Annotated in this window: 13 protein-coding genes; 1 reads left to right on the plus strand and 12 read right to left on the minus strand. The window is 72.4% G+C overall.

The features are described from left to right. Window positions 1-63: 63 nt before the first annotated feature. From AB0J21_RS02635 to AB0J21_RS02655, 5 genes are all read right to left on the minus strand, one after another. Complete coding sequence (locus tag AB0J21_RS02635) at window positions 64-978, minus strand: carbohydrate ABC transporter permease (protein ID WP_363143921.1); 915 nt, start codon at window positions 976-978, stop codon at window positions 64-66. 61 nt (window positions 979-1,039) lie between these two features. Further along, entirely contained in the window at window positions 1,040-1,963 is a 924-nt protein-coding gene (locus AB0J21_RS02640; protein WP_363143922.1) for a sugar ABC transporter permease, read from the minus strand. 73 nt (window positions 1,964-2,036) lie between these two features. Then, entirely contained in the window at window positions 2,037-3,383 is a 1,347-nt protein-coding gene (locus AB0J21_RS02645) for a sugar ABC transporter substrate-binding protein (protein ID WP_363143923.1), read from the minus strand. Window positions 3,384-3,605: 222 nt separating this feature from the next. After that, window positions 3,606-5,234 carry a family 43 glycosylhydrolase gene (locus AB0J21_RS02650; RefSeq protein ID WP_363143924.1) on the minus strand — a complete coding sequence of 543 codons (1,629 nt, stop codon included), beginning with the start codon at window positions 5,232-5,234 and terminating at the stop codon, window positions 3,606-3,608. 97 nt (window positions 5,235-5,331) lie between these two features. Then, on the minus strand, window positions 5,332-8,775 hold the full coding sequence (locus AB0J21_RS02655; RefSeq protein WP_363143925.1) for a family 78 glycoside hydrolase catalytic domain: 3,444 nt from the start codon (window positions 8,773-8,775) through the stop codon (window positions 5,332-5,334). 367 nt (window positions 8,776-9,142) lie between these two features. Between AB0J21_RS02655 and AB0J21_RS02660 the strand changes: the two genes are divergently transcribed. Continuing rightward, complete coding sequence (locus AB0J21_RS02660) at window positions 9,143-9,874, plus strand: alpha/beta hydrolase (protein ID WP_363143926.1); 732 nt, start codon at window positions 9,143-9,145, stop codon at window positions 9,872-9,874. 101 nt (window positions 9,875-9,975) lie between these two features. Here the strand turns inward: AB0J21_RS02660 and AB0J21_RS02665 are convergent, their stop codons facing one another. The 7 genes from AB0J21_RS02665 to AB0J21_RS02695 all read right to left on the minus strand — a co-directional run bounded on the left by AB0J21_RS02665 (window position 9,976) and on the right by AB0J21_RS02695 (window position 19,229). After that, window positions 9,976-11,169, minus strand: a complete 1,194-nt coding sequence (locus AB0J21_RS02665; RefSeq protein ID WP_363143927.1) for a hypothetical protein — start codon at window positions 11,167-11,169, stop codon at window positions 9,976-9,978. Between the two features lie 194 nt (window positions 11,170-11,363). Beyond that, entirely contained in the window at window positions 11,364-12,728 is a 1,365-nt protein-coding gene (locus AB0J21_RS02670) for an extracellular solute-binding protein (RefSeq protein ID WP_363143928.1), read from the minus strand. A gap of 14 nt (window positions 12,729-12,742) precedes the next feature. Beyond that, window positions 12,743-13,690 carry a carbohydrate ABC transporter permease gene (locus tag AB0J21_RS02675; RefSeq protein ID WP_363143929.1) on the minus strand — a complete coding sequence of 316 codons (948 nt, stop codon included), beginning with the start codon at window positions 13,688-13,690 and terminating at the stop codon, window positions 12,743-12,745. Continuing rightward, complete coding sequence (locus AB0J21_RS02680) at window positions 13,690-14,697, minus strand: sugar ABC transporter permease (protein ID WP_363143930.1); 1,008 nt, start codon at window positions 14,695-14,697, stop codon at window positions 13,690-13,692. The genes AB0J21_RS02675 and AB0J21_RS02680 overlap by 1 nt, the downstream gene beginning before the upstream one ends. 379 nt (window positions 14,698-15,076) lie before the next feature. Next, window positions 15,077-15,811, minus strand: coding sequence for an L-ribulose-5-phosphate 4-epimerase AraD (araD, locus tag AB0J21_RS02685; RefSeq protein ID WP_363143931.1), 735 nt, complete (start codon window positions 15,809-15,811; stop codon window positions 15,077-15,079). 64 nt (window positions 15,812-15,875) lie between these two features. After that, window positions 15,876-17,384, minus strand: coding sequence for an L-arabinose isomerase (gene araA, locus AB0J21_RS02690; protein ID WP_363143932.1), 1,509 nt, complete (start codon window positions 17,382-17,384; stop codon window positions 15,876-15,878). Window positions 17,385-17,501: 117 nt separating this feature from the next. Continuing rightward, on the minus strand, window positions 17,502-19,229 hold the full coding sequence (locus AB0J21_RS02695; protein ID WP_363143933.1) for a ribulokinase: 1,728 nt from the start codon (window positions 19,227-19,229) through the stop codon (window positions 17,502-17,504). Window positions 19,230-19,349: the final 120 nt, after the last annotated feature.

Below are 19,349 nucleotides of genomic sequence, written 5' to 3' on the forward strand. Positions count from 1 at the left end.
CCGGCGCCGGGCGCGGGCGGGGTAAGGACCGCCCGGGCCCGGGTCGTGACGGACGCTCTCCCGTCACTCCAGTCCGGAGCCGACCACACCGTTGACGAACCACTTCTGCGCCACGATGAAGATGAGCAGGACCGGCAGCACGCTGATCAGCGAGGCGGCCATGTTGACGTTCGGGGTGATGTTGGTGACGAAGCCCTGGGCGAGGGGCGCCAGCGCGACCGGTCCGACCCGCAGGTCGGAGCTGGGGGCGACGATCAGCGGCCAGATGTACTGGTTCCACGCGGTCAGGAAGGTCACCGAGGAGAAGGCGGCGATGGGCGGCCCGGCGGTGGGGGTGATGATCTGCAACAGGATGCGCCACCAGCCGGCCCCGTCGAGCTTCGCCGCGTCGAGGAGGCCGTCCGGCAGCGTGGAGAAGAACTGCCGGAACAGCAGGGTCGCGAAGGCCGTGGAGCCCGCGATCGGGATGATCAGGCCCAGGTAGCTGTTGACGATGCCGAGTGAGCGGGTCACGACGAACATCGGGATGATCGAGATGTTGTTCGGCAGGAACATCGGCACCACGAACAGGCCGGTGATGATCGCGGCGCCCTTGAAGGGGATCTTGGCGAGCGCGAATCCGGCGGGCAGGCCGATGACCAGCTGGAGGAGGACCACACCGAAGGCGAAGATGAAGGAGTTGGCCACGGTCCGGCCGCCGAGGTAGTGCCAGGCCTCGGAGAAGTTGCCGAAGTGCACCGAGGGCGGGACCAGGTGCGGCGGGTAGGCCACCACGTCCGCCGAGGACATGAGGGAGCTGGAGAGGAGGTAGAGCAGCGGGAAGGCGAGGATCAGCCCGCACACGAGGATCGCCAGCCAGTGCACGACCTTCCCCGCGGTGCGCGGCGTCATGGTGCGCCAGGAACCGCGCGCGGCCCGCGGCCTCTTCAGGTCGGGCGCCGGTGCGCCACCGGGGCGGGTTTCGGTCAGGGTACTCACGGGTGCCTCCCCGGTGGACTGGATGCGCTGTGCGTCGATCGGCGGGATACCGGTGGCCATGTCAGCCCCGCCGGCTTCGCTGGATCAGGCGCATGCCGCCGCCGACGACCAGGATCATCACGAACTGCAGCATGGAGAGCGCCGACGCGTAGCCGAAGTCGGACTGCTCGAAGGCGACCTTGTAGATGTAGAGCGACAGCGCCTGGGTGCTCTCCAGCGGGCCGCCGTTGGTCATCATCAGGGAGACCTCGAAGGGGGCGCCCATGAAGTTGACGACCTGGAGCGCGAAGATCAGCGCGGTGATGCCCGAGACGTTGGGCCAGGTGATCTTCCACAGCCGCGTCCAGGGACCGGCGCCGTCGAGCCGGGCGGCCTCGTAGATGTTCTCGGGGATGCGCTGCAACGCGGCAAGGTACAGCATGATCACCAGCGGCAGGGCCATCCAGATCAGCATGATCGTGATGGCGGGCAGCGCCCAGGTGGTGTCCACGAGCCAGGCCGGGCCGTCGATGCCGAACCAGCCGAGGATGGTGTTGATGATCCCGCTGCTGGGCTGGTAGAGCCAGGCCCACAGCACCGAGCAGACGGCGCTGGAGACGATCATCGGGACGAAGAACAGGGTCCGCACCACCGCGACGCCGCGCATCTTTGAGCTGACCAGCACCGCCAGCATGAACCCGAGGAGCACCGTGGGGACGACCCCGAAGAGCAGGTAGAGCGCGGTGCGGCCCAGCGAGTGCCACATCACCGAGTCCGAGAACAGCCGGCGGTAGTTCTCCAGCCCGGCCCACTGGGGGGAGCCGAAGAGGTCCCAGTGGAAGAAGCCGAGGACGACCCCGACCACGGTCGGGATGAGGACGAAGAGCGTGTACAGCACCAGGTTCGGCGCGAGGAACGCCGCGGCGGCCGCCTTGTCCCGGGTCTCGGTGCGCCGGTGCCAGGGCACGGCGCCGGCGGGCCCGGCCGGCCGACTGGAGATTGCCATGTTCGTGTTTCCCTCGGATCGCTGGTCCACCGTGCCGCGCGGCTGACGCCCGGCCTGCCGGCGGGGTGGGTCTTCAGTCCTGCTTCTGGTCATCGCTCCCGCTCTCGTCGAGCGTCTTCTGGACGGCGTCCGCGGCCGCGCCGAACGCCTTCTCGACGGAGACGTGCTGGAGCAGGACCTTCTGGAGGGCCGCCTGGAGCTGGTTCTCCAGGACGCTCTGCGCCCGCTGCGGCACCACGGGGGCCATGACGGCCTTCTGCGCGGCGTCCGCGAAGACGTCGGCGCTGCCCTTGGGGGCGGCCTGGTCGCGCCAGGTGCCGTGGGCGAGCGCGTCCTCGGTGGGAGGCACGATCGCGCCGGTCCGCGACATGGCCTCCATCCCTCCGTCGGTCTTGTAGAACCACTTCAGGAAGGACCAGGCACCGTCGGGGTTCTCGGCCCCCGTGGTGATCGACAGTCCGTAGCTGCCGCCGCCGATCGAGGTCTTCCCCTTGTCCTCGGGCATGGGGACCACGTGCCAGCCCTTGTTGCCGAAGGCCGCCTGCGTGTTGGGCATCGCCACCCGGGCCCCCGGGTACATGGCCAGCCGGTTCTGCTCGAACCGCAGCTGCCCGGCGCCGATCGTGTCCGAGTAGGGGGCCGCGTACTTGTTCAGCTGCGGCTCCAGCAGCTTCTTCCACACCTTGATCGCGGCGGGGCTGCCGATGCCGGTGGTGTTGGTCTTCTCGTCGTAGACGTAGGTGCCGGCCGCCTTGAGCATCGGGTTGTAGATCGCCGGGTTGGGCAGACCACCGCTGTTGGCGAGCAGCCCGTAGTAGGAGCCCTTGCCCGCCTCGCTGATCTTCCTGGCCGCCTCGTACATGTCCTCGGTGCTCCAGCCCGGCTTCGGCAGCGGCACCCCGGCCTTCTTGAACAGCTTGTCGTTGACGAACATGACCATGGCGTCGTCGCTGACCGGCATGCCGAGCACCTTCTGCGGCTCACCGGTGGGCCGGTAGGCGTCGAGGAAGTCACCGGCGAAGGACTTCTCGTCGAGCCCCTCGTCCTTCGCGAAGTACGGCGTCAGGTCGCGGACGATGTTGTTGTCGTTGACCTGGTTGATGTAGGTGTCGAAGCTCTCGACGACGTCCGGGAGGTTGTTGCCCAGGCGGCCCACGACCAGTCGCTGGAGGTAGGCGGCACCGTCGTCGGGCAGGCTCTCGATCTGGATCGTGGTGTCCGGGTCGACCTTGCGGTACGCCTTCGCCACCTGCTGCATCTGCGTCACGAAGTGGGACCGCACCCCGATGACCACCGTGTGCGGGCCGCCGTGCGAGCCGTAGAGCACTCCGCAGCCGGTACTGCTCAGGGCGAGGGCCAGGGCGGCCGCCGTCGGGGCAAGCACCCGGCGCCGCAGCCGGGAGACGAGTTGACGGGACACGGACACTCCTTCGGCTCTTGACCAAGACGCGGAAGGGACTCAGCCAGGATGAAACGATTCACACATCATCATCGGCAAAGCGGGCTTGGTCAATAGCCTCCCGGTAACTCCTCCGCAACATGCATGACATCGCTCTTTCTGGGGATGCGCCCCGGTACGCGAGAGCGCCGCACGCCGAGAGAACGGGATGAGTTCTCTCGGCGTGCGGCGCTCGATGAATCGTTATACGCAGCTCACCCGGGTGAACTCCACCGTCCTGGGAGCGGTGTCCGGTCGCGGGCCGGCCTGGGAGTCAGCGTGCACGATGTCACCTGCGAAAAGGGCAAAACGTGATCCGGTGAACATCCCGGCGATCTCGGCGGACAGCAGCCTCGACAGACCGGAGCCCGCGTACACCGGTTCGCCGCCCTCCTGCTGGACACGGAAGCGGTAGTGGGTGCCGTCCGCCTCGACGCTCAGGCGCAGCGGTCCGGTGCCCGGGATCGGGGTCTCCTCGGCCGTGGCGAGGTCGTCCACGACGCGGTGCAGCACCGCCCGGCGCCCGGGGCCCTCGCCCCGGACGGCGAGCCGGTAGTGGTGCGCGGCGTCGGACTGGACGGCGATCCCGCCCTCGGTCCCCTCGGGCAGCGGGGCCAGCGTCGCCGTGAGACACCCGCGGTACTCCTGCTGCCGGAGCAGGACGGCCGAGTCGGGCCAGCCCGTGCGCGCGTCCGCCGACCGGGCGGGCAGAGCGACCCGGTCGGCCTCCCCCAGGGTCCGGGGAGCCGGTGCGAGGTCCACGCGCACGCCTTCCGGGGGCGGGCCGCCGGCCGTCTCCCAGCCCTCGGTCCAGGGCGTCCTGGCCCGGGTGGGGGGCCGGTGGCCGGGGCCGGGCGCGGGCAGGGGCCGGGAGAGCGTCATGGTCTCCTCGACGGTGCCGCCGTCACCGATGAGGGGCCAGCCGTCGTCGGTCCACTCCACGGGCGCGAGGAAGGTCTCCCGGCCGAGCTGGTGGTGCGGGGCGAAGCCGGGCCTGCGGGTGCCGAGGAACAGCGCCCACCAGGAGCCGTCCGGCGCGTCGACGAGTTCGGCGTGGCCGGTGGACTGGATCGGGTGCCCGACCCGGTGGCGGTGGGTGAGTACGGGGTTGTGCGGGGCCGGTTCGAAGGGGCCCCACGGGGAGCGGGAGCGGGCGCAGGTCTGCATGTGCCCCATCCACGTACCGCCCTCGGCGCTGAACAGGTAGTACCAGTCGCCGATCTTGTAGAGGTGCGGGCCCTCGATGTCGTTGGAGCAGAACCCGGACCAGTTCTCGGTCAGCTCACGCAGCGGGCCGAGGAGTTCGCCGGTGGCGGGGGCGATCTCGCTCTGCACGACGGGGCCGAGGCGGCCGTCGGGCAGCGGGTCGAGGGTGCGGCGGGTGTAGTAGCAGGTGTCGTCGGCGAAGGTCAGTGACGGGTCGAAGGCCGTGCGGTCCACCCAGACGGCGTCGGACCACTCCCCCGCCGGGTCCTCCGTGGACAGCAGGAAGTTGCCCTGCTCGTCCGCGACGTTGGTGCAGACCAGGTGGAAGCGCCCCTCGTGGTGGCGCAGGGTGGGCGCGTACAGCATGAGGGGGCCGGGGCGGCCGTCGCGCCGGTACTGGGCGGGGCGGGTGACGGCGTGCCCGATGATCTCCCAGTGCACGAGGTCGGTGGAGTGCCGGATCGGGATGCCGGGCCAGGCGTCCATCGTGGAGGTGGCGAGGTAGTAGTCGTCACCGACCCGGCACACCGAGGGGTCGGAGGACAGCCCGCGCACGACGGGGTTCTCGTAGCGGGCGGCCGGGGCCCGGCCGGAGACGTTCGCGGTCGGGGGCTCTGGCTGGGACATGGACGTGCTCCTGAGAACGAGGCGGGTGTCGTACGGGGTGGCGTCGGCCGGCCGGGGCAGGCGACCGGCCGGTGGGCGGGTGGTGGCCGTGCGGCGCTCAGCTCAGCGTGAAGCGGTACGTGCCGGAGCCGATGCGGACGGCGGCGGCGCTGCCCGCGGGCGGGTCGAGCGGGTGGACGCCCTCGGCCTCGGCGGCGGGCCGCCCCGACTCGCGGAGGGTGTCGCCGAGTCCGGGCAGGGCGGGCAGCCGGACCTCGGCGCTCGCTCCGGGCGGTACCTCGACGTCGAGGCGGAAACCGGCGCCGCCGGTGCGCTCCCAGTCGACGGTGATCCGTCCCCGGTCGGTGAGCAGCGAGGTGCGCGCCCAGGTCAGCGCGGCGGGCGGCCTCGGGGCGACGAGCACCGTGCGGTAGCCGGCCTCGGCGGGGGCCAGTCCGCCGATCGTGCGGTACATCCAGTCGCCCACCGCCCCGTACGCGTAGTGGTTGAAGGAGGTCATGGCCGGGTCGGCGAAGCCACCGGACTGCGACCAGGAGTTCCACCGCTCCCACACCGTGGTGGCACCGTTGGCGACAGGGAAGAGCCAGGACGGGTAGCTGTCCTGGAGCAGCAGCGTGTGCGCGACGTCGATGCGGCCCGCGTCGGTGAGCGCGTCCAGCAGCCAGGGGGTGCCGAGGAAGCCGGTGGTCAGGTGGTCGCCGCGGGAGGCGATCTCCTGGGCGAGGCGGTCGGCCGCGCCCGGGATCTCGGCCGGCTCCAGCAGCCCGAGGTGCAGGGCGAGGACGTAGGCGGTCTGCGTGCCCGGGTGCAGGACCCCGCCGCCGCCCACCCAGCGCTCGCGGAAGGCCGCGCGGAAATGGGCGCAGGAGGCGTCGAGGCCGGCGGCGCGCTCCTCCTCGCCGAGGGCGCGCGCCAGCCGTGCGGCGGTGCGCGCGGCGTGCGCGGCGTAGGCGGTGGCGACGAGGTCGCCGGGGGTGGCGCTCAGCGCGAGCCAGTCGCCGAAGGCGTCGACGGGACGGGCCCCGTCCGCGCTGTGTTCCTCGAGGTAGCCGACCCAGCGGGCCGCCGATTCGAGGGACTCGGCGGCGGCCCGCCGGTCGTCGTAGGCGTCGAGCAGGGCGGCGGGCACGGTGACGGCGGCGTCGCCCCAGCCGGCCGCGCCCGCCGATCCGTGCAGGTCCTGCGCGGGGGTGACCCGGCCGAACATGTCGGGCACGGTGTGCGGGACGGCGCCGTCGGCGTGCTGGGAGCCGCGCAGTTCCCGCAGCCAGCCGCGCAGGAAGCCGCGTACGTCGTGGTGGAAGGAGGCGGTGGGCGCGAACACCTGGATGTCGCCGGTCCAGCCCATGCGCTCGTCGCGCTGGGGGCAGTCGGTGGGCACCGACAGGAAGTTGCCGCGCAGGGAGCGGGCGATGTTCCGGTGCAGGGTGCTCAGTCCGGCGTGGCTGGTCTCGAAGCCACCGGTCGCGGGCATGTCGGCCCACAGGACGACGGCGGTGGCGCTCGTGACGAGGGGCGGTTCGGCGCCCGTGCCCGCCTGGCCGTTCCCGGTCGGTGCGGGCTGCGGGAGGAGTTCGCAGTACCGGAAGCCGTGCGTGGTGAAGCGCGGCTCCCAGGTCTCGCCCTCGGGGTCGCCGCGCAGGACGTAGGTGTCGGTGGCGCGGGCGCCGCGCAGCGCCTCGGTGTACAGCTCTCCCTCGTGGGTCAGCATCTCGGCGTGGCGCAGCAGGACGCGGCTGCCCGCGGCACCCCGGACGGTGAGGCGGACGCGGCCGGAGACGTTCTCGCCGAAGTCGGCGAGCAGGCCGCCCCCCGGCCGGGGGGTGAGCGGGGCGGTGATCTCCTGCTGGGCGCGCACCGGCGGGGTCTGCGGGGCGAGGACGCGCAGGGCGGCGGGCGGGGTGACCGCGGCGGCGGGGCGCCAGGCGGCGGCGTCGAACCCGGGGCGGTCCCAGCCGGGCGCTTCGAGCCGCGCGTCGTGCACCTCTCCGTTCTGCAGGTCGGAGTAGAGCACGGCGCCGCGCGTGGCGCGCCAGGTCCCGTCGTCGGCGGTGGCGAGGGTCGTGGTGGTGCCGTCGGGGTGGTCGACGACGAGCAGGGCGCGCAGGGCGCGGGAGGTGCCGTAGTGGAACTTGCCGAAGATGCACAGGTTGCCCGCGTACCAGCCGTCCGCGAGGAGCGCGCCGAGCGTGTTGGGCCCGGCGGTGAGCTGTGCGGTGACGTCGTAGGCCCGGTAGGTGACGCGCGCGTCGTAGTCGGTCCAGCCGGGGGCCAGTTCCTCGTCGCCGACCCGGCGCCCGTTGATCCGCAGTTCGTGCAGGCCGAGGGAGGTGGCGTAGAGCCGGGCGCGGCGGGCGGGCGCGGGCAGTTCGAAGTCGCGGCGCAGGACGGGGCCGGGGCGGTGACTGAGGGGGCTGCGGCCGTGCGGGGCATCGCCGTTGCGGCCGGCGGCGAACGCCTTGGGCCAGGGGGTCTCGTCGGGCGCCGCGGGATCGGCCCACGCCGGGCACGCCCCGCCGTCCGGCTCCGCCGCCGCGGGCACCCGCAGGGCTCGCCAGTGGTCGCCGGTCGCGGCCGCGTGCGGCACCCGTGGCCCGGGGAGGGGTTCGGGGGTGCCGTCGCGCAGGGCGGCCAGCAGCCAGGGCTCGGTGCCGTCCTCGGTGGTGACGCGTACCGCCAGGAGGTGCCCGCGGTCGCTGCCCGCAAGGGCTTCGGAATCGCTGCCGGCAGGGCCTGACAGGGCCTCGGCGAGTTCCTGCGAAGGGCTCCCGTCGACCGGCACGCGCCGTCCGTCGAGGTAGGCGTCGAGGGTGCCCGGCCCGTCCGCGAGAAGCCGGGCGGCCTGCGGCACGGCTGCGGGGCGGGCCGGGAAGCGGAGCCGGAAGACGGTCGCACGGGGCGCGGCGGAGGAGGCCGAGGCGGGGCGCCCCGGCCCGTCCCCGGGGCCCGTGCCCGTCCCGGCGCCGGAGGTGCCCGGGCCGCTGGGCTCGTGCTCGCCCCTCGCGGCAGGCGCGTCGTGGCCGGTCCCCGCGGGCGCCGCCACGATGCGGTACAGGTCGTGTTCGCCGTCGACCGAGTCGAGGTCCGGCAGGGCGGCGAGCTCCTGTTCACCGGGCGCGGTGATCCAGGCGGCGGCCAGGGCTTCGTCCGCGTCCGGCAGGCCGGGGGCCAGTCCCGTCTCGAAGCCGGCGCTCGCGCTCCACGGGGAGGGATTGCCGTGCGCGTCGGTGACCTGGACCCGCCACTGGTAGGCGGTGCGCGGGGCGAGCGGCGGGCCGGCGTACGGGATGTCGGCGGTGCGCTCGCCCTCGGTCCAGCCGCTGTCCCACAGCGGGGTCGTGCCGGGGGTGAGCGGGTCCCGGGTGGCGAGCACGATCCGGTAGGCGCGCTGCGCCTGCCCGCGGCCTTCCGCCTCCAGCCGCCAGCCCAGCAGCGGGGCCGCCTCGTCGAGACCGATCGGCGCCGCACGCCGTTCGGTGGTGGGCTCGACCGGGCGCAGCGTCGCGGTCACCGCGCCGGTGGCGGGGTTCTGGGGGTTCACGGCGGGCTCCTGGGGGTGGCCGGAAAGGGGCGCCGCCGCGTCGTCGAGGGAGGGGAACCCTTCTGCCGACTGCCCGAAGGCGCACTTGAAACTATTCAAATTCTGGCTCGGAGACTAAGCCCGGAGCGGGACGTGGTCAAGTGCCGACCTGGTCGCAGAAACCAGCACCTGACAGGCCATCTCCGCCCCCTTGGGCACCGGCTCCCACGAGCGGAAGGTGCCCTTGTAACCATTCAATTCCCTCCTTAAGCAGACTAGGCTGCTTGAGCTCGCGTCCCCGTCCTTCCGGCGCAGCCGCGAGGGCCCGGGGAGCCCGGCAGGACGCGCCCGCCGCACACCTGGCACCGACCGAACAGGAGATCACGAGATGACCGGCTCTCTCGACGACCGGCTGGACTTCTTTCCCGCCCCGCACAGCGGCAAAGCCGCGCCCGCCGTCCTCGTCCTGCCCGGCGGGGGCTACGTCGGGCACGCCGCGCACGAGTCGGAGCCGGTCGCCCGCTGGCTGAACCAGCTCGGCCTGCACGCCTTCGTCCTGCGCTATCGCGTGGCCCCGTACGGTGAGCCCGCGCCGCTGGACGACGCGCTGGCCGCGATGCGGGCCATCCGCGCGGGCACCGCCGCCGGTGCGGCCCGGGGGCTGGTGGACCCGGGCCGGGTCGGGGTCCTCGGTTTCTCGGCGGGCGGGCACCTCGCGGGGCTGCTCGCCGGGGGCCGGCACACCGGGGAGGGAGAGCGGCCCGATCTGACGGTGCTGTGCTATCCGGTGACCTCCCTGGCCCATCTGCCGCACGAGGGCTCGGTGGAGGCGCTGCTCGGCCGGCACGCCTCTGTGGCCCGGCGGCGCGCCTTCTCCCTGGAGGAGGACGTGCACCCGGACACGCCGCCGGTGTTCTGCTGGCACACGGCGGACGACGCCTCCGTGGACGTCGAGCACGCGCTGCGCTACACGGCGGTCCTGCGTCGTGCGGGCGTCCCGGTGGAGCTGCACGTCCTGCCGCACGGCGAGCACGGTCTGGGCCTGGCCGAGGGGTCCCCGTACGTGGGGCGGTGGACGCGCTGGTGCGCCGAGTGGTTCGCCGGACAGGGCTGGTGCTGAACGGCTGGTGCCGCACGACGCCGTACGTCGCCGGGCGCGGGGCCCGTACCGGTGGACGTCGCCGGTACGAGCCCCGCCGGGCACCCCGTTGCGTGCGGGCGCTACTGCACCAGGTCCTCCGGGAAGGCGGCGTGGTCCTTGTAGGCCGCGACGTACTGCTTCGTCCACTGGTAGTAGAGGTCGCCGTGGCTGCCCACCTGCGCGGGGTCCTGCGGCTCGATGTCGCGGCTGAGCGGCTCGTCGTAGTTGTCGACGAAGCGGGTGTTGCCCGCCTCGTCCTCGAAGCGCTGGGCCGTCCACTCGTTCCACCAGGTGAGGATCGTGACCTTGGGCCGTACCTGGAAGGCCTGCCGCCACTGGTCGCGGAAGGTGCGGCCGCCGAGCCGCCCCACGGCGTCCGGTTCGGTCATGTAGGTGTGCTGGAGGGCCGTGCACACGGCGATCTGTTCGGGGGCGCCGCCGGACATGCCCACGTTCTGCGGGTAGTCCTGGAGGAAGGACCACTCCTGGTCGGCGAGTTGCTGCTGAAGGCCCCACATCTTACGGAGTGTGAAGCGCTCGCGCAGGGCGTCCGGCAGGGTGTCGGTGGTGACGAGCAGCGGTTTGCCCTCGTAGGTGACGAACAGGTCCTCGTAGGCGCCCGAGGCGTAGAACTCGTCCCAGGTGGCGTTGCCACACGCGGCCGGGTCCGGGTTGCTCGCAGGGGTACCGACCCAGGGCACCACGGCCGGGGTGGAGCCGCCCGAGGCGCGGATCTCCTTCCAGGTGTCCAGCAGGACCCGTGTCGGCGCGTAGTAGATCTCGTCGCTGCCCGCGTCCGGCGGCCCCTGCACGTTCGTGGCGTCCACCACGATGAAGTCGATGCGGGCGTCGGAGAGTTGCTGGGCGTGGGTGCGCAGGACCGCCGTGTCGTCGGAACGGGAGTACCCCGAGGCCGGACGGCCCCAGAAGTGGTTCGCGTTGAGCGGGCCCCAGGCCGGGGGCTGCCCGGTGGTCTCCGTGGTGTGCAGGATCTCGGTGTTGTCGTAGATCTGCTTCCCGGGGCCGACCGCCAGGTTGTGCAGCACGGTGTAGTTGATGCCGACCGCGTCGGCCGTCGAACCGAGGTCGAGCGGACCGGCGGCGCGCGCGGCGGAGCGCGGTCCGGCCCACGCGGGCGCGGCGGCCCCGACCGCGAGCGCCGCGGCAGTTCCGGCCGCGGCACCGAGCAGTGAGCGGCGGCTCGGGCCCGGGCGGCGCGCGCCGTCGGCGCCGTCGCCGGTGGCGGGGGAAGTGGCACGGGAGGTGGGGGGCATGACGTCCCTTCCGGGGGGAGTTCCTGTGGGTCCTTGCGGTGATGCTGTCCTTGCGGTGGAGTGCGGTTGTCGAGGTGGGGCTTCCGTGAGTGGTACGGCTCTTCGGTGGTGCGGTCCTCGCCCGGCAGGGCTCGCTGCGGTGCCGTGGTGCGCTGTGCGCTGCTCTGCCCGACGGGTTCTCGGGGGCCCGGGCCTCACTGCTGGAGGCCGACCAGCGTGTCGTTGACCGTCCGGTTGCAGCGGCGCATGGCCTCCTCCGGGGTGGTGGTGCCCAGCCGGACGCTGTCGAGGGCGTCCTGCACGGCGGTGGCCATCTGCGCGTTGCTGACCAGGGGCAGGTTGCCCGGCGGGAAGCTCTGGTAGTCGCCGTAGGCGGTGAACGCCCGCTGGTCGATCTCCCCGTCGAAGTTCATCGTGTCCTGCCACGAGGGGTCGTCGGCGAGGTCGCTGCGGACGGGTACCTCGCCGGCGATCTTCGCGTACAGCCGCTGACCGCGCGCCGAGAGCGTGTACATGAGGAAGGCGGCGGTCTCGTGCGGATGGCGCGTGTTCACGGTGCCCGCCCAACCTGCCATGCCCGCACCGATTCTGGGGGTGGGGAACAGGGGGAAACTCGCGAATCCGGGCTTGAAGGGGATGGCCCATTTCATGCGGTCCGGGGAGGCCAACAGGGAGAACACCTGGGGGCGGGCGAGGAAGTTCATCCCGGCCCGGCCACTCAGGAAGGGGTCCACGGGGGGTGGCGCGTAAGCCGTGGAGTACCGCCCGAAGTAGGACATCATCTCGCGCACGCCCCGGGCCACCCGCGGATCGTCGAGGGTGGCCCTGCTGCCGTCGGCCTCGCTGATGTCGCCGCCCCAGCCCCGCATGAAGGGCACGTAGACCGGGTACTGGCCGTAGCTCCAGCCGGCGACGGTACCGGTGCCCCAGTAGCGCTCGCCCTTGCGTACCCCGTCGATCTTCGCGGCGGCGGCCTTGAACTCCTGCCAGGTCCAGCCCTGCCGGGGCTGCTCGAGCCCGGCCGAGTCGAAGAGCCGCGGGTTGTAGGCGACCACGACCTGGTCGAGCCCGCGCGGCAGGACGTACTGCCGGCCCTCCCAGCGGCCCAGTTCCATGATCTTGCCGATGAAGTCCCCGTCGGTGTGGCCGTAGTCCTTCAGGTAGGGGCTCAGGTCCAGGAGCAGGCCCTTGGATGCCTGCGACTGGGCGAGCACGTCGCTGGAGAACATGATGTCGGGCAGGTCCCCCGACATCGCTGAGGTCACCGTCGTCCTGAGGTCGGTGATCTGGGCGGACGCCTGGAGTTCGACCGAGATGTTGGGGTGCAGCTTCTGGAAGTCCTCGACGAGCGCGCTCGTCCACAGCCGCTCGGTCGGTCCGGGCAGGACACCCATGCGCAGGCGCACCCTGCGACGGGTGAGGCCGGTGCGCGGGCCACTGCCCTGCGGCTGGCTGACGTCCATGCCGGAGCAGCCGGTGAGCGCGGCGCCCGCGCCGAGCGCCCCGAGGGCGGTGAGCACGGTACGGCGGGCCGGGCCCCTGGTCGGTGGTGTGAGCATCGGGGTACTCCTGGTCAGCGGTCGACGCCGGTGAGGTTGACGCCTTCGACGAGGAGGCGCTGGATGAAGAAGAAGCCGATCACGACGGGCAGCATGACGAGCAGCGCGATGCCCACGACGAGTTGGTCGCCCCAGCCGGCGGGCGGCGAGATCGGGAAGCTGTAGAGCCCCAGCCCCACGGTCCACTTGTCCGGGGTGGACAGGTAGACGAGCGGGCCGAGGAAGTCGCCCCACGCGCCGAGCGCCGTCATCCAGCCGGTGACCGCGAGCGCCGGTTTGACCATCGGCATGACGATGCGGGAGTAGATCTGCCAGTGGTTGGCACCGTCCACGAAGGCCGCCTCGTCGATCTCCCTGGGGATGGAGCGCATGAACTGGCGCAGCAGGAAGATGTTGAAGGGGCCGCCGCCGAAGAAGGCGGGGACGACGAGCGGCCAGTACGAGTTGAGCCAGCCGAGCCGTTCGAAGACGAGGTACTGCGGGATCAACGTGACGACGAACGGCATCATCATCGTGGACAGCACGACGTTGAACCAGAACTCGCGGCCCGCGTACTTGAGCCGCGACAGGCCGTAGGCGACGGCCGAGGCGGACAGCACCGAGCCGACCGTCACCGACACGACGATGATCAGGCTGTGCCACAGGTAGTCGGTGAACGGCAAGTAGGTCCACGCGGCCTTGAAATTGGACCACTGCAGGTCGTCGGGCCACCACACGACGGGCAGCGACTGCTGTTCCGCCGTGGTCTGCAGCGAGGTGTTGAGCGCCCAGAAGACCGGGAACAGGAACAGCGCGGTCACCAGGATCAGCGCGAGGAAGGTCGCGGTCGTCGCGGGCGTCCAGCGAGGGCGCTCCCGTTTCGTACCGGCGCGGGCGGCCACGGTGACGAGGGCGTCCTCGGAGCCCGCGGGGCCCACGGGCCCTGCGTGGTCGACGGTGGGAGTCTGTCCGAGGGCGGCCATCAGCGCTCCCCTCCCTGGTAGAAGACCCAGCGGCGGCTCCAGCGGAAGAAGGCGAGCGTCAGCACGAGGGTCAGGGCGAACAGCACCCAGGCCGCGGCGGAACCGAGCCCCATCTGGAGATAGCCGAAGGTGTGGCGGTAGATGTACACGTTGAGGAAGTCGAGCGCGCCGAGCGGGCTGCCGCTGGCCGGATTGGACTTCACGTTCACGATGAGGGACTGGAGGAACACCTGCATCGCGCCGATCAGCCCGAGCACCGCGTTGAACAGGATCGTCGGCGAGATCATCGGCAGGGTGATGCGGAAGAAGCGGGTGACCGGCCCCGCCCCGTCCACCCGGGACGCCTCGATCAGCTCCTTGGGCACGTTGCGCAGCCCCGCGAGCCAGATCAGCATCGACCCGCCCGCTCCCCACAGGGCGAGCAGCAGCAGCGAGGGCATCGCCGTGCCCGGTGAGGTGAAGAACTGCACGGGCGCGTCGACGAGGTGCAGCTTCAGCAGGACACTGTTGACCACACCGAGTTCGTTCGGTGCGAGCAGCGTCTTGAAGACGACCACCCCGGCCAGCGGCGGCAGCACGGCGGGCAGGTAGATGAGCGTGCGGAACAGCCGCATCCCCGGTACCGGCTGGTTGAGCAGCAGCGCTATGAACAGGCCGCCCGCGAGCTGGAGCGGCACCGAGATCACCGCGTACAGCAGGGTCACCCGCAGCGCGTTCCAGAACTGCGGGTCGGAGAAGAGCGTTCCGTAGTTGTCCAGGCCCGTGAACTCCGGGCCGCGCGGCAGGTCGTAGCGGGTGAAGGAGTAAGCGAAGGACAGGACCAGCGGGATCGCGGTGAACAGCAGCAGCCCGAGCAGCACCGGGCTGATGAAGGCGTATCCGGTCCTGGTGTCCGCGCGACGGCGGCGCCTGGCACGTGCCTCGGCGGCGCTGCCGGGAGGCCGCATACCGCCACGGGGGCGTGGCGGGGCGGAGGACGGTTCGCGGGCGGCCCCGACGACGGTCACCAGGGTCACCTCCTCTCTGGTGGACGGACGGCGGACAGGCGTCGACGGCGGGGTCTCGGGATGGCGTCCATGGGCGGGAGGCAGCACGAGACCGGCCGGGACAGGAGGCTGCGCGACGGGAGCGCTCCCCCGCGCATTGAAAGGATTCAGCGCACTATGGCGCGCAGTTGAGTCATGGTCAAGGGTTCTGGCACGCACCGGTGGAGATCGTTCCGGATCGCTGCCGTCGGACGCGTTCGTGTACCGATTCAGGTGCCGCCGCAGCACCGCGCGGGTATGCCGAGGGCCCGGCGGTGCGGTGTGGTCGACCGTCCGTCGGGCTCCTCCTCGGCCACGCGGCTGCTCGGCGGCGCTCGGTTGTCCGGCGCGGGGGGCCGGCTCAGCCGTTCCCGTAGTAGGCGTCCGCCCCGTGCTTGCGGGTGTAGTGGCGGTCGAGCAGGTGCCGGGGCGGCGGGTCCAGCGGGTCGGGGCGCAGGGCGAGGGTGTGCAGGGCCATTTCGGCGACGGCCTCGCAGATCACGGCGTGCTCCAGGGAGGCGGTGGCGTTCGCTCCCCAGGTGAAGGGGCCGTGCCGGGACACCAGGGCGGCGGGCACCTCGCGGGCCCGGCGGTCCTCACCGGCCAGCTCGGTCACGATGACCTGTCCGGTGTGGAACTCGTAGTCCTTGGCGCACTGTTCGGGGCTCAGGTCGCGGGTCACGGGGATCGGCCCGTCGAAGGTGTCGGCGTGGGTCGTGCCGAGCACCGGGATGTCCCTGCGGGCCTGGGCGAAGGCCACCGCGTGGGTGGAGTGGGTGTGGGTGACGCCGCCGATGGACGGGAAGGCCCGGTACAGGCAGCGGTGGGTCTCGGTGTCGGTGGAGGGCCGCAGGTCGCCGGAGACCACCCGGCCGTCCTCCAGGGCGACCACCACGAGGTGTTCCTCGGTCAGCTCGGGATAGGGGACGCCGGAGGGCTTGATGACGAAGACCCCGCGCTCCCGGTCCACCCCGCTCACGTTGCCCCAGGTCAGGGTGGCGAGTCCGGAGGCCGGGATGAGCAGGTTGGCGGCCAGTACCTCGCGGCGCAGGGCGGCGAGCGCGGGATCGCGGCCGGCGGGTGTGCTGGTGGTCATGAGGGCTTCCCTCCTGGTGCTGGGGTACGGAGCAAAGGCCGGGCCAAAGCCCTCCGGTCCCGGATCACAGGCCCTGGGCGAGCCGGTGGTACGCCTGGTTCCAGCGCAGTTCCCGCCGGAAGGCGCGCGCAGTGGTGTCCGCGTCGACGACGACCAGTTCGGTGCGCAGGATCTCGGCGAGGTCGTCCAGTTCCTCGATGCCGAGGGCGCTGGTGAGCACCGTGTGGTGCGGGCCGCCCGCCATGAGCCAGGACTCGGTGGAGGTGCGCAGGTCGGGCCGGGGCCGCCACACCGCGCGGGCCACCGGCAGCGCGGGCAGGGGCTCGCTCGGGGGCACCACGTCGATCTCGTTGGCGACGAGCCGGAAGCGGTCGCCGAGGTCGTTCATGCCGATCACGACGGCGGGTCCGGCCGCCGCGTCGAACACGAGCCGCACCGGGTCCTCCCGGCCGCCGATGCCCAGGGGGTGGACCTCGCAGCTCGGGGTGGTGGCCGCGACAGAGGGGCAGACCTCCAGCATGTGGGCGCCGAGGATCAGTTCCTCCCCGGGCACGAGGTGGTAGGTGTAGTCCTCCATGAAGGTGGTGCCGCCGGGCAGGCCCTCGGCCATCGTCTTGAGGGCGCGCAGCAGGACGGAGGTCTTCCAGTCGCCCTCGGCGCCGAAGCCGTAGCCGTCCGCCATGAGGCGTTGCACGGAGATGCCGGGGAGCTGGCGCAGTCCGCCCAGGTCCTCGAAGTTGGTGGTGAAGGCGCCGAAGCCGCCCTCGTCGAGGAAGGAGCGCAGTCCGGCCTCGATGCGGGCGGCCTCGCGCAGCGCCTCGTGCCGGGCGCCGTCGGCGGCGAGTTCGGGGGCGAGGCGGTAGGTGTCGCGGTACTCCTCGACGAGTGCCTCGACCGCCTCCCCGGGTACGGCGCGGACGGCGGCCACGAGGTCGCCCACCCCGTAGGTGTTGACGGAGACCCCGAAGCGGCGTTCGGCCTCGACCTTGTCCCCCTCGGTGACGGCGACGTCGCGCATGTTGTCGCCGAAGCGGGCCAGGCGCAGTCCGTCGAGGTCGGCGCGGCCGGCGGCGGCCCGGGTCCAGGCGGCGATCCGGCGCACCACGGCGGGGTCGCTGACGTGGCCGGCCACCGTCTTGCGGGCGACACCGAGCCTGGTCTGCACGTACCCGAACTCGCGGTCGCCGTGCGCGGCCTGGTTGAGGTTCATGAAGTCCATGTCGAGCGTGGACCAGGGCAGTTCGCGGTGGGCCTGGGTGTGCAGGTGGAGCAGTGGTTTGCGCAGGGCGTCGAGGCCGGTGACCCACATCTTCGCCGGGGAGAAGGTGTGCATCCAGGCGATGAGCCCGGCGCAGGTGTCGTCGGCGTTGGCGTCCAGGCACAGGCGGCGGATCGCGGAGGCGTCGCTGAGGACGGGTTTCCAGACCACGCGCAGCGGTATCTCCGCGTCGGCGGCGAGCTGTTCGGCGATCAGCCGCGACTGGTCGGCGACCTGGCGCAGCGTCTCCTCGCCGTACAGGTGCTGGCTTCCGGTGAGGAACCAGACCTCGCGTACCGGCTGGGAGGGGGGCATGGGCGTACTCCTTCTGTGATGCGGGCGCGTGCGGCGGCGAGGCAGGTGCGGTACGGGTGCCACGGGCGCGGCAGGGGAGGCCGCGGGCGCGGTACGCGTACGGCTGTCCGGCTTTCGTCAGTCGCCGGTGCCCGGGTCGCCGGTACCCGCCGCGAGTGCGGTGTCGCGCAGGGCACGCAGGCGGTGCAGCTGGTGGTCGTCCCCGGCACCGAAGCGGTCGTGCAGGACGCGGTACTCGGCGTACAGGGCCTCGTACGCCTCGGCGCGGGCCGGGTCGGGGAGGTAGGCGGCGTGCTCGGCGCGGCCCATCGCGCGGGCGGCGGCGTGCACGTCGGGGTGGGCGCCGGCGGCGACGGCCGCGTGGATGGCGGAGCCGAGGGCGGGCCCCTGGTCGGAGACGGCGACCGAGACGGGGCGGCGCAGGACGTCGGCGTAGATCTGCATGAGCAGGGCGTTCTTCTTGAGCCCGCCCGCCACGACGAACTCGGTGACGGGTACTCCGCCCTTCTCCAGGGCCTCGACGATGACGCGGGTGCCGAAGGCCGTGGACTCCAGGAGGGCGAGGTAGACGTCCTCCGGCCGGGTGCTGAGGGTCAGGCCGATCAGGACGCCGGAGAGGTGGTGGTCCACCAGGACGGAACGGTTGCCGCCGAGCCAGTCGAGGGCGATCAGCCCGTGGGCGCCGACCGGGCGTCCGGCGGCCTTGCGGCTGAGCAGGGTGTGCGGGTCCTCTCCGGCGCGGGCGGCCTCCTCGGCGTACTCGGGGGGCAGTCCGGTGCGCGTCCACCACGCGAAGATGTCGCCGACGGCGCTCTGACCGGCCTCGTAGCCGTAGGCGCCGGTGACGATGCCGTCGCGGACCACTCCGCACACTCCGGGGACCTCGGCGAGTTCGGGTCCGCTGACGACGTGGCAGGTGGAGGTGCCCATGATGGCGAGCAGCCGGCCGTTGTCGACGGCCTGCGCGGCGGGCGCGGTGACGTGGGCGTCGACGTTCCCGGCGGCGACCGCGATGCCCTCGGGCAGTCCGGTCCACTCCGCGGCCCGCGCGCTCAGGGAGCCGACGCGGGTGCCGGGCGGGGAGAGCGGGTGGTCGAGCCGGGTCTGTGCGAAGTCGGCGAACTCCGGGTGCAGGGCGGCGAGGTACTCCGGGCCGGGGTAGGCGCCGTCCTGGTGGATGCCCTTGTATCCGGCGGTGCAGGTGTTGCGGGACTCGGCCCCGGTGAGCTGCCACACGATCCAGTCGGCGGCCTCGATCCAGCGCTCGGTGCGCGCGTAGACCTCGGGGTCCTCCTCCAGGAGCTGGAGGGCCTTCGCGAACTGCCACTCGGCGGAGATCTTCCCTCCGTAGCGTCCGATCCAGGGTTCGGCGCGTTCGTGGGCGAGGGCGTTGATGCGGTCGGCCTGGCCCTGGGCGGCGTGGTGCTTCCACAGTTTGGGCCAGGCGTGCGGGCGGTGGCCGAGTCCGGTCTCGCTCAGCGGGGTGCCGTCGGCCAGGGCCGGGAGCACGGTGCAGGCGGTGAAGTCGGTGGCGATACCGATGACGCGGGAGGGGTCCACCCCCGAGGCGGCGAGCGCCTCGGGGACGGCCGCGCGCAGCACGTCCCGCCAGTCCTCGGGGTGCTGGAGCGCCCAGTCGGGCGGCAGGGGGGCGCCCTCGTCCGGCAGCCGGGTGTCGATGACCCCGTGGGTGTACGGGTGCACGGCGGAGCCCAGTTCCTCGCCGTCGTGGACCCGGACCACCACGGCCCGTCCGGAGAGGGTCCCGAAGTCGACGCCCACGGTGCAGAGTTCGTCGTCGGTGACGGGGTGGTGGCGGGTGCGGGGCGCTGCTGCGTCGGTCACGTGGGTGACTCCGTTCTGCGGTTCGCAGCCGCCGGGGACGGTGTGCGTCCCCGGCGGCTCGTGGTGCGCGGGTGGTGTCCGGGCGCCGTGGCCTCGGCGCCCGGACGGCGGGGCCCGGTG

Source organism: Streptomyces sp. NPDC049954 (assembly GCF_040656295.1).
Lineage (GTDB): Bacteria > Actinomycetota > Actinomycetes > Streptomycetales > Streptomycetaceae > Streptomyces.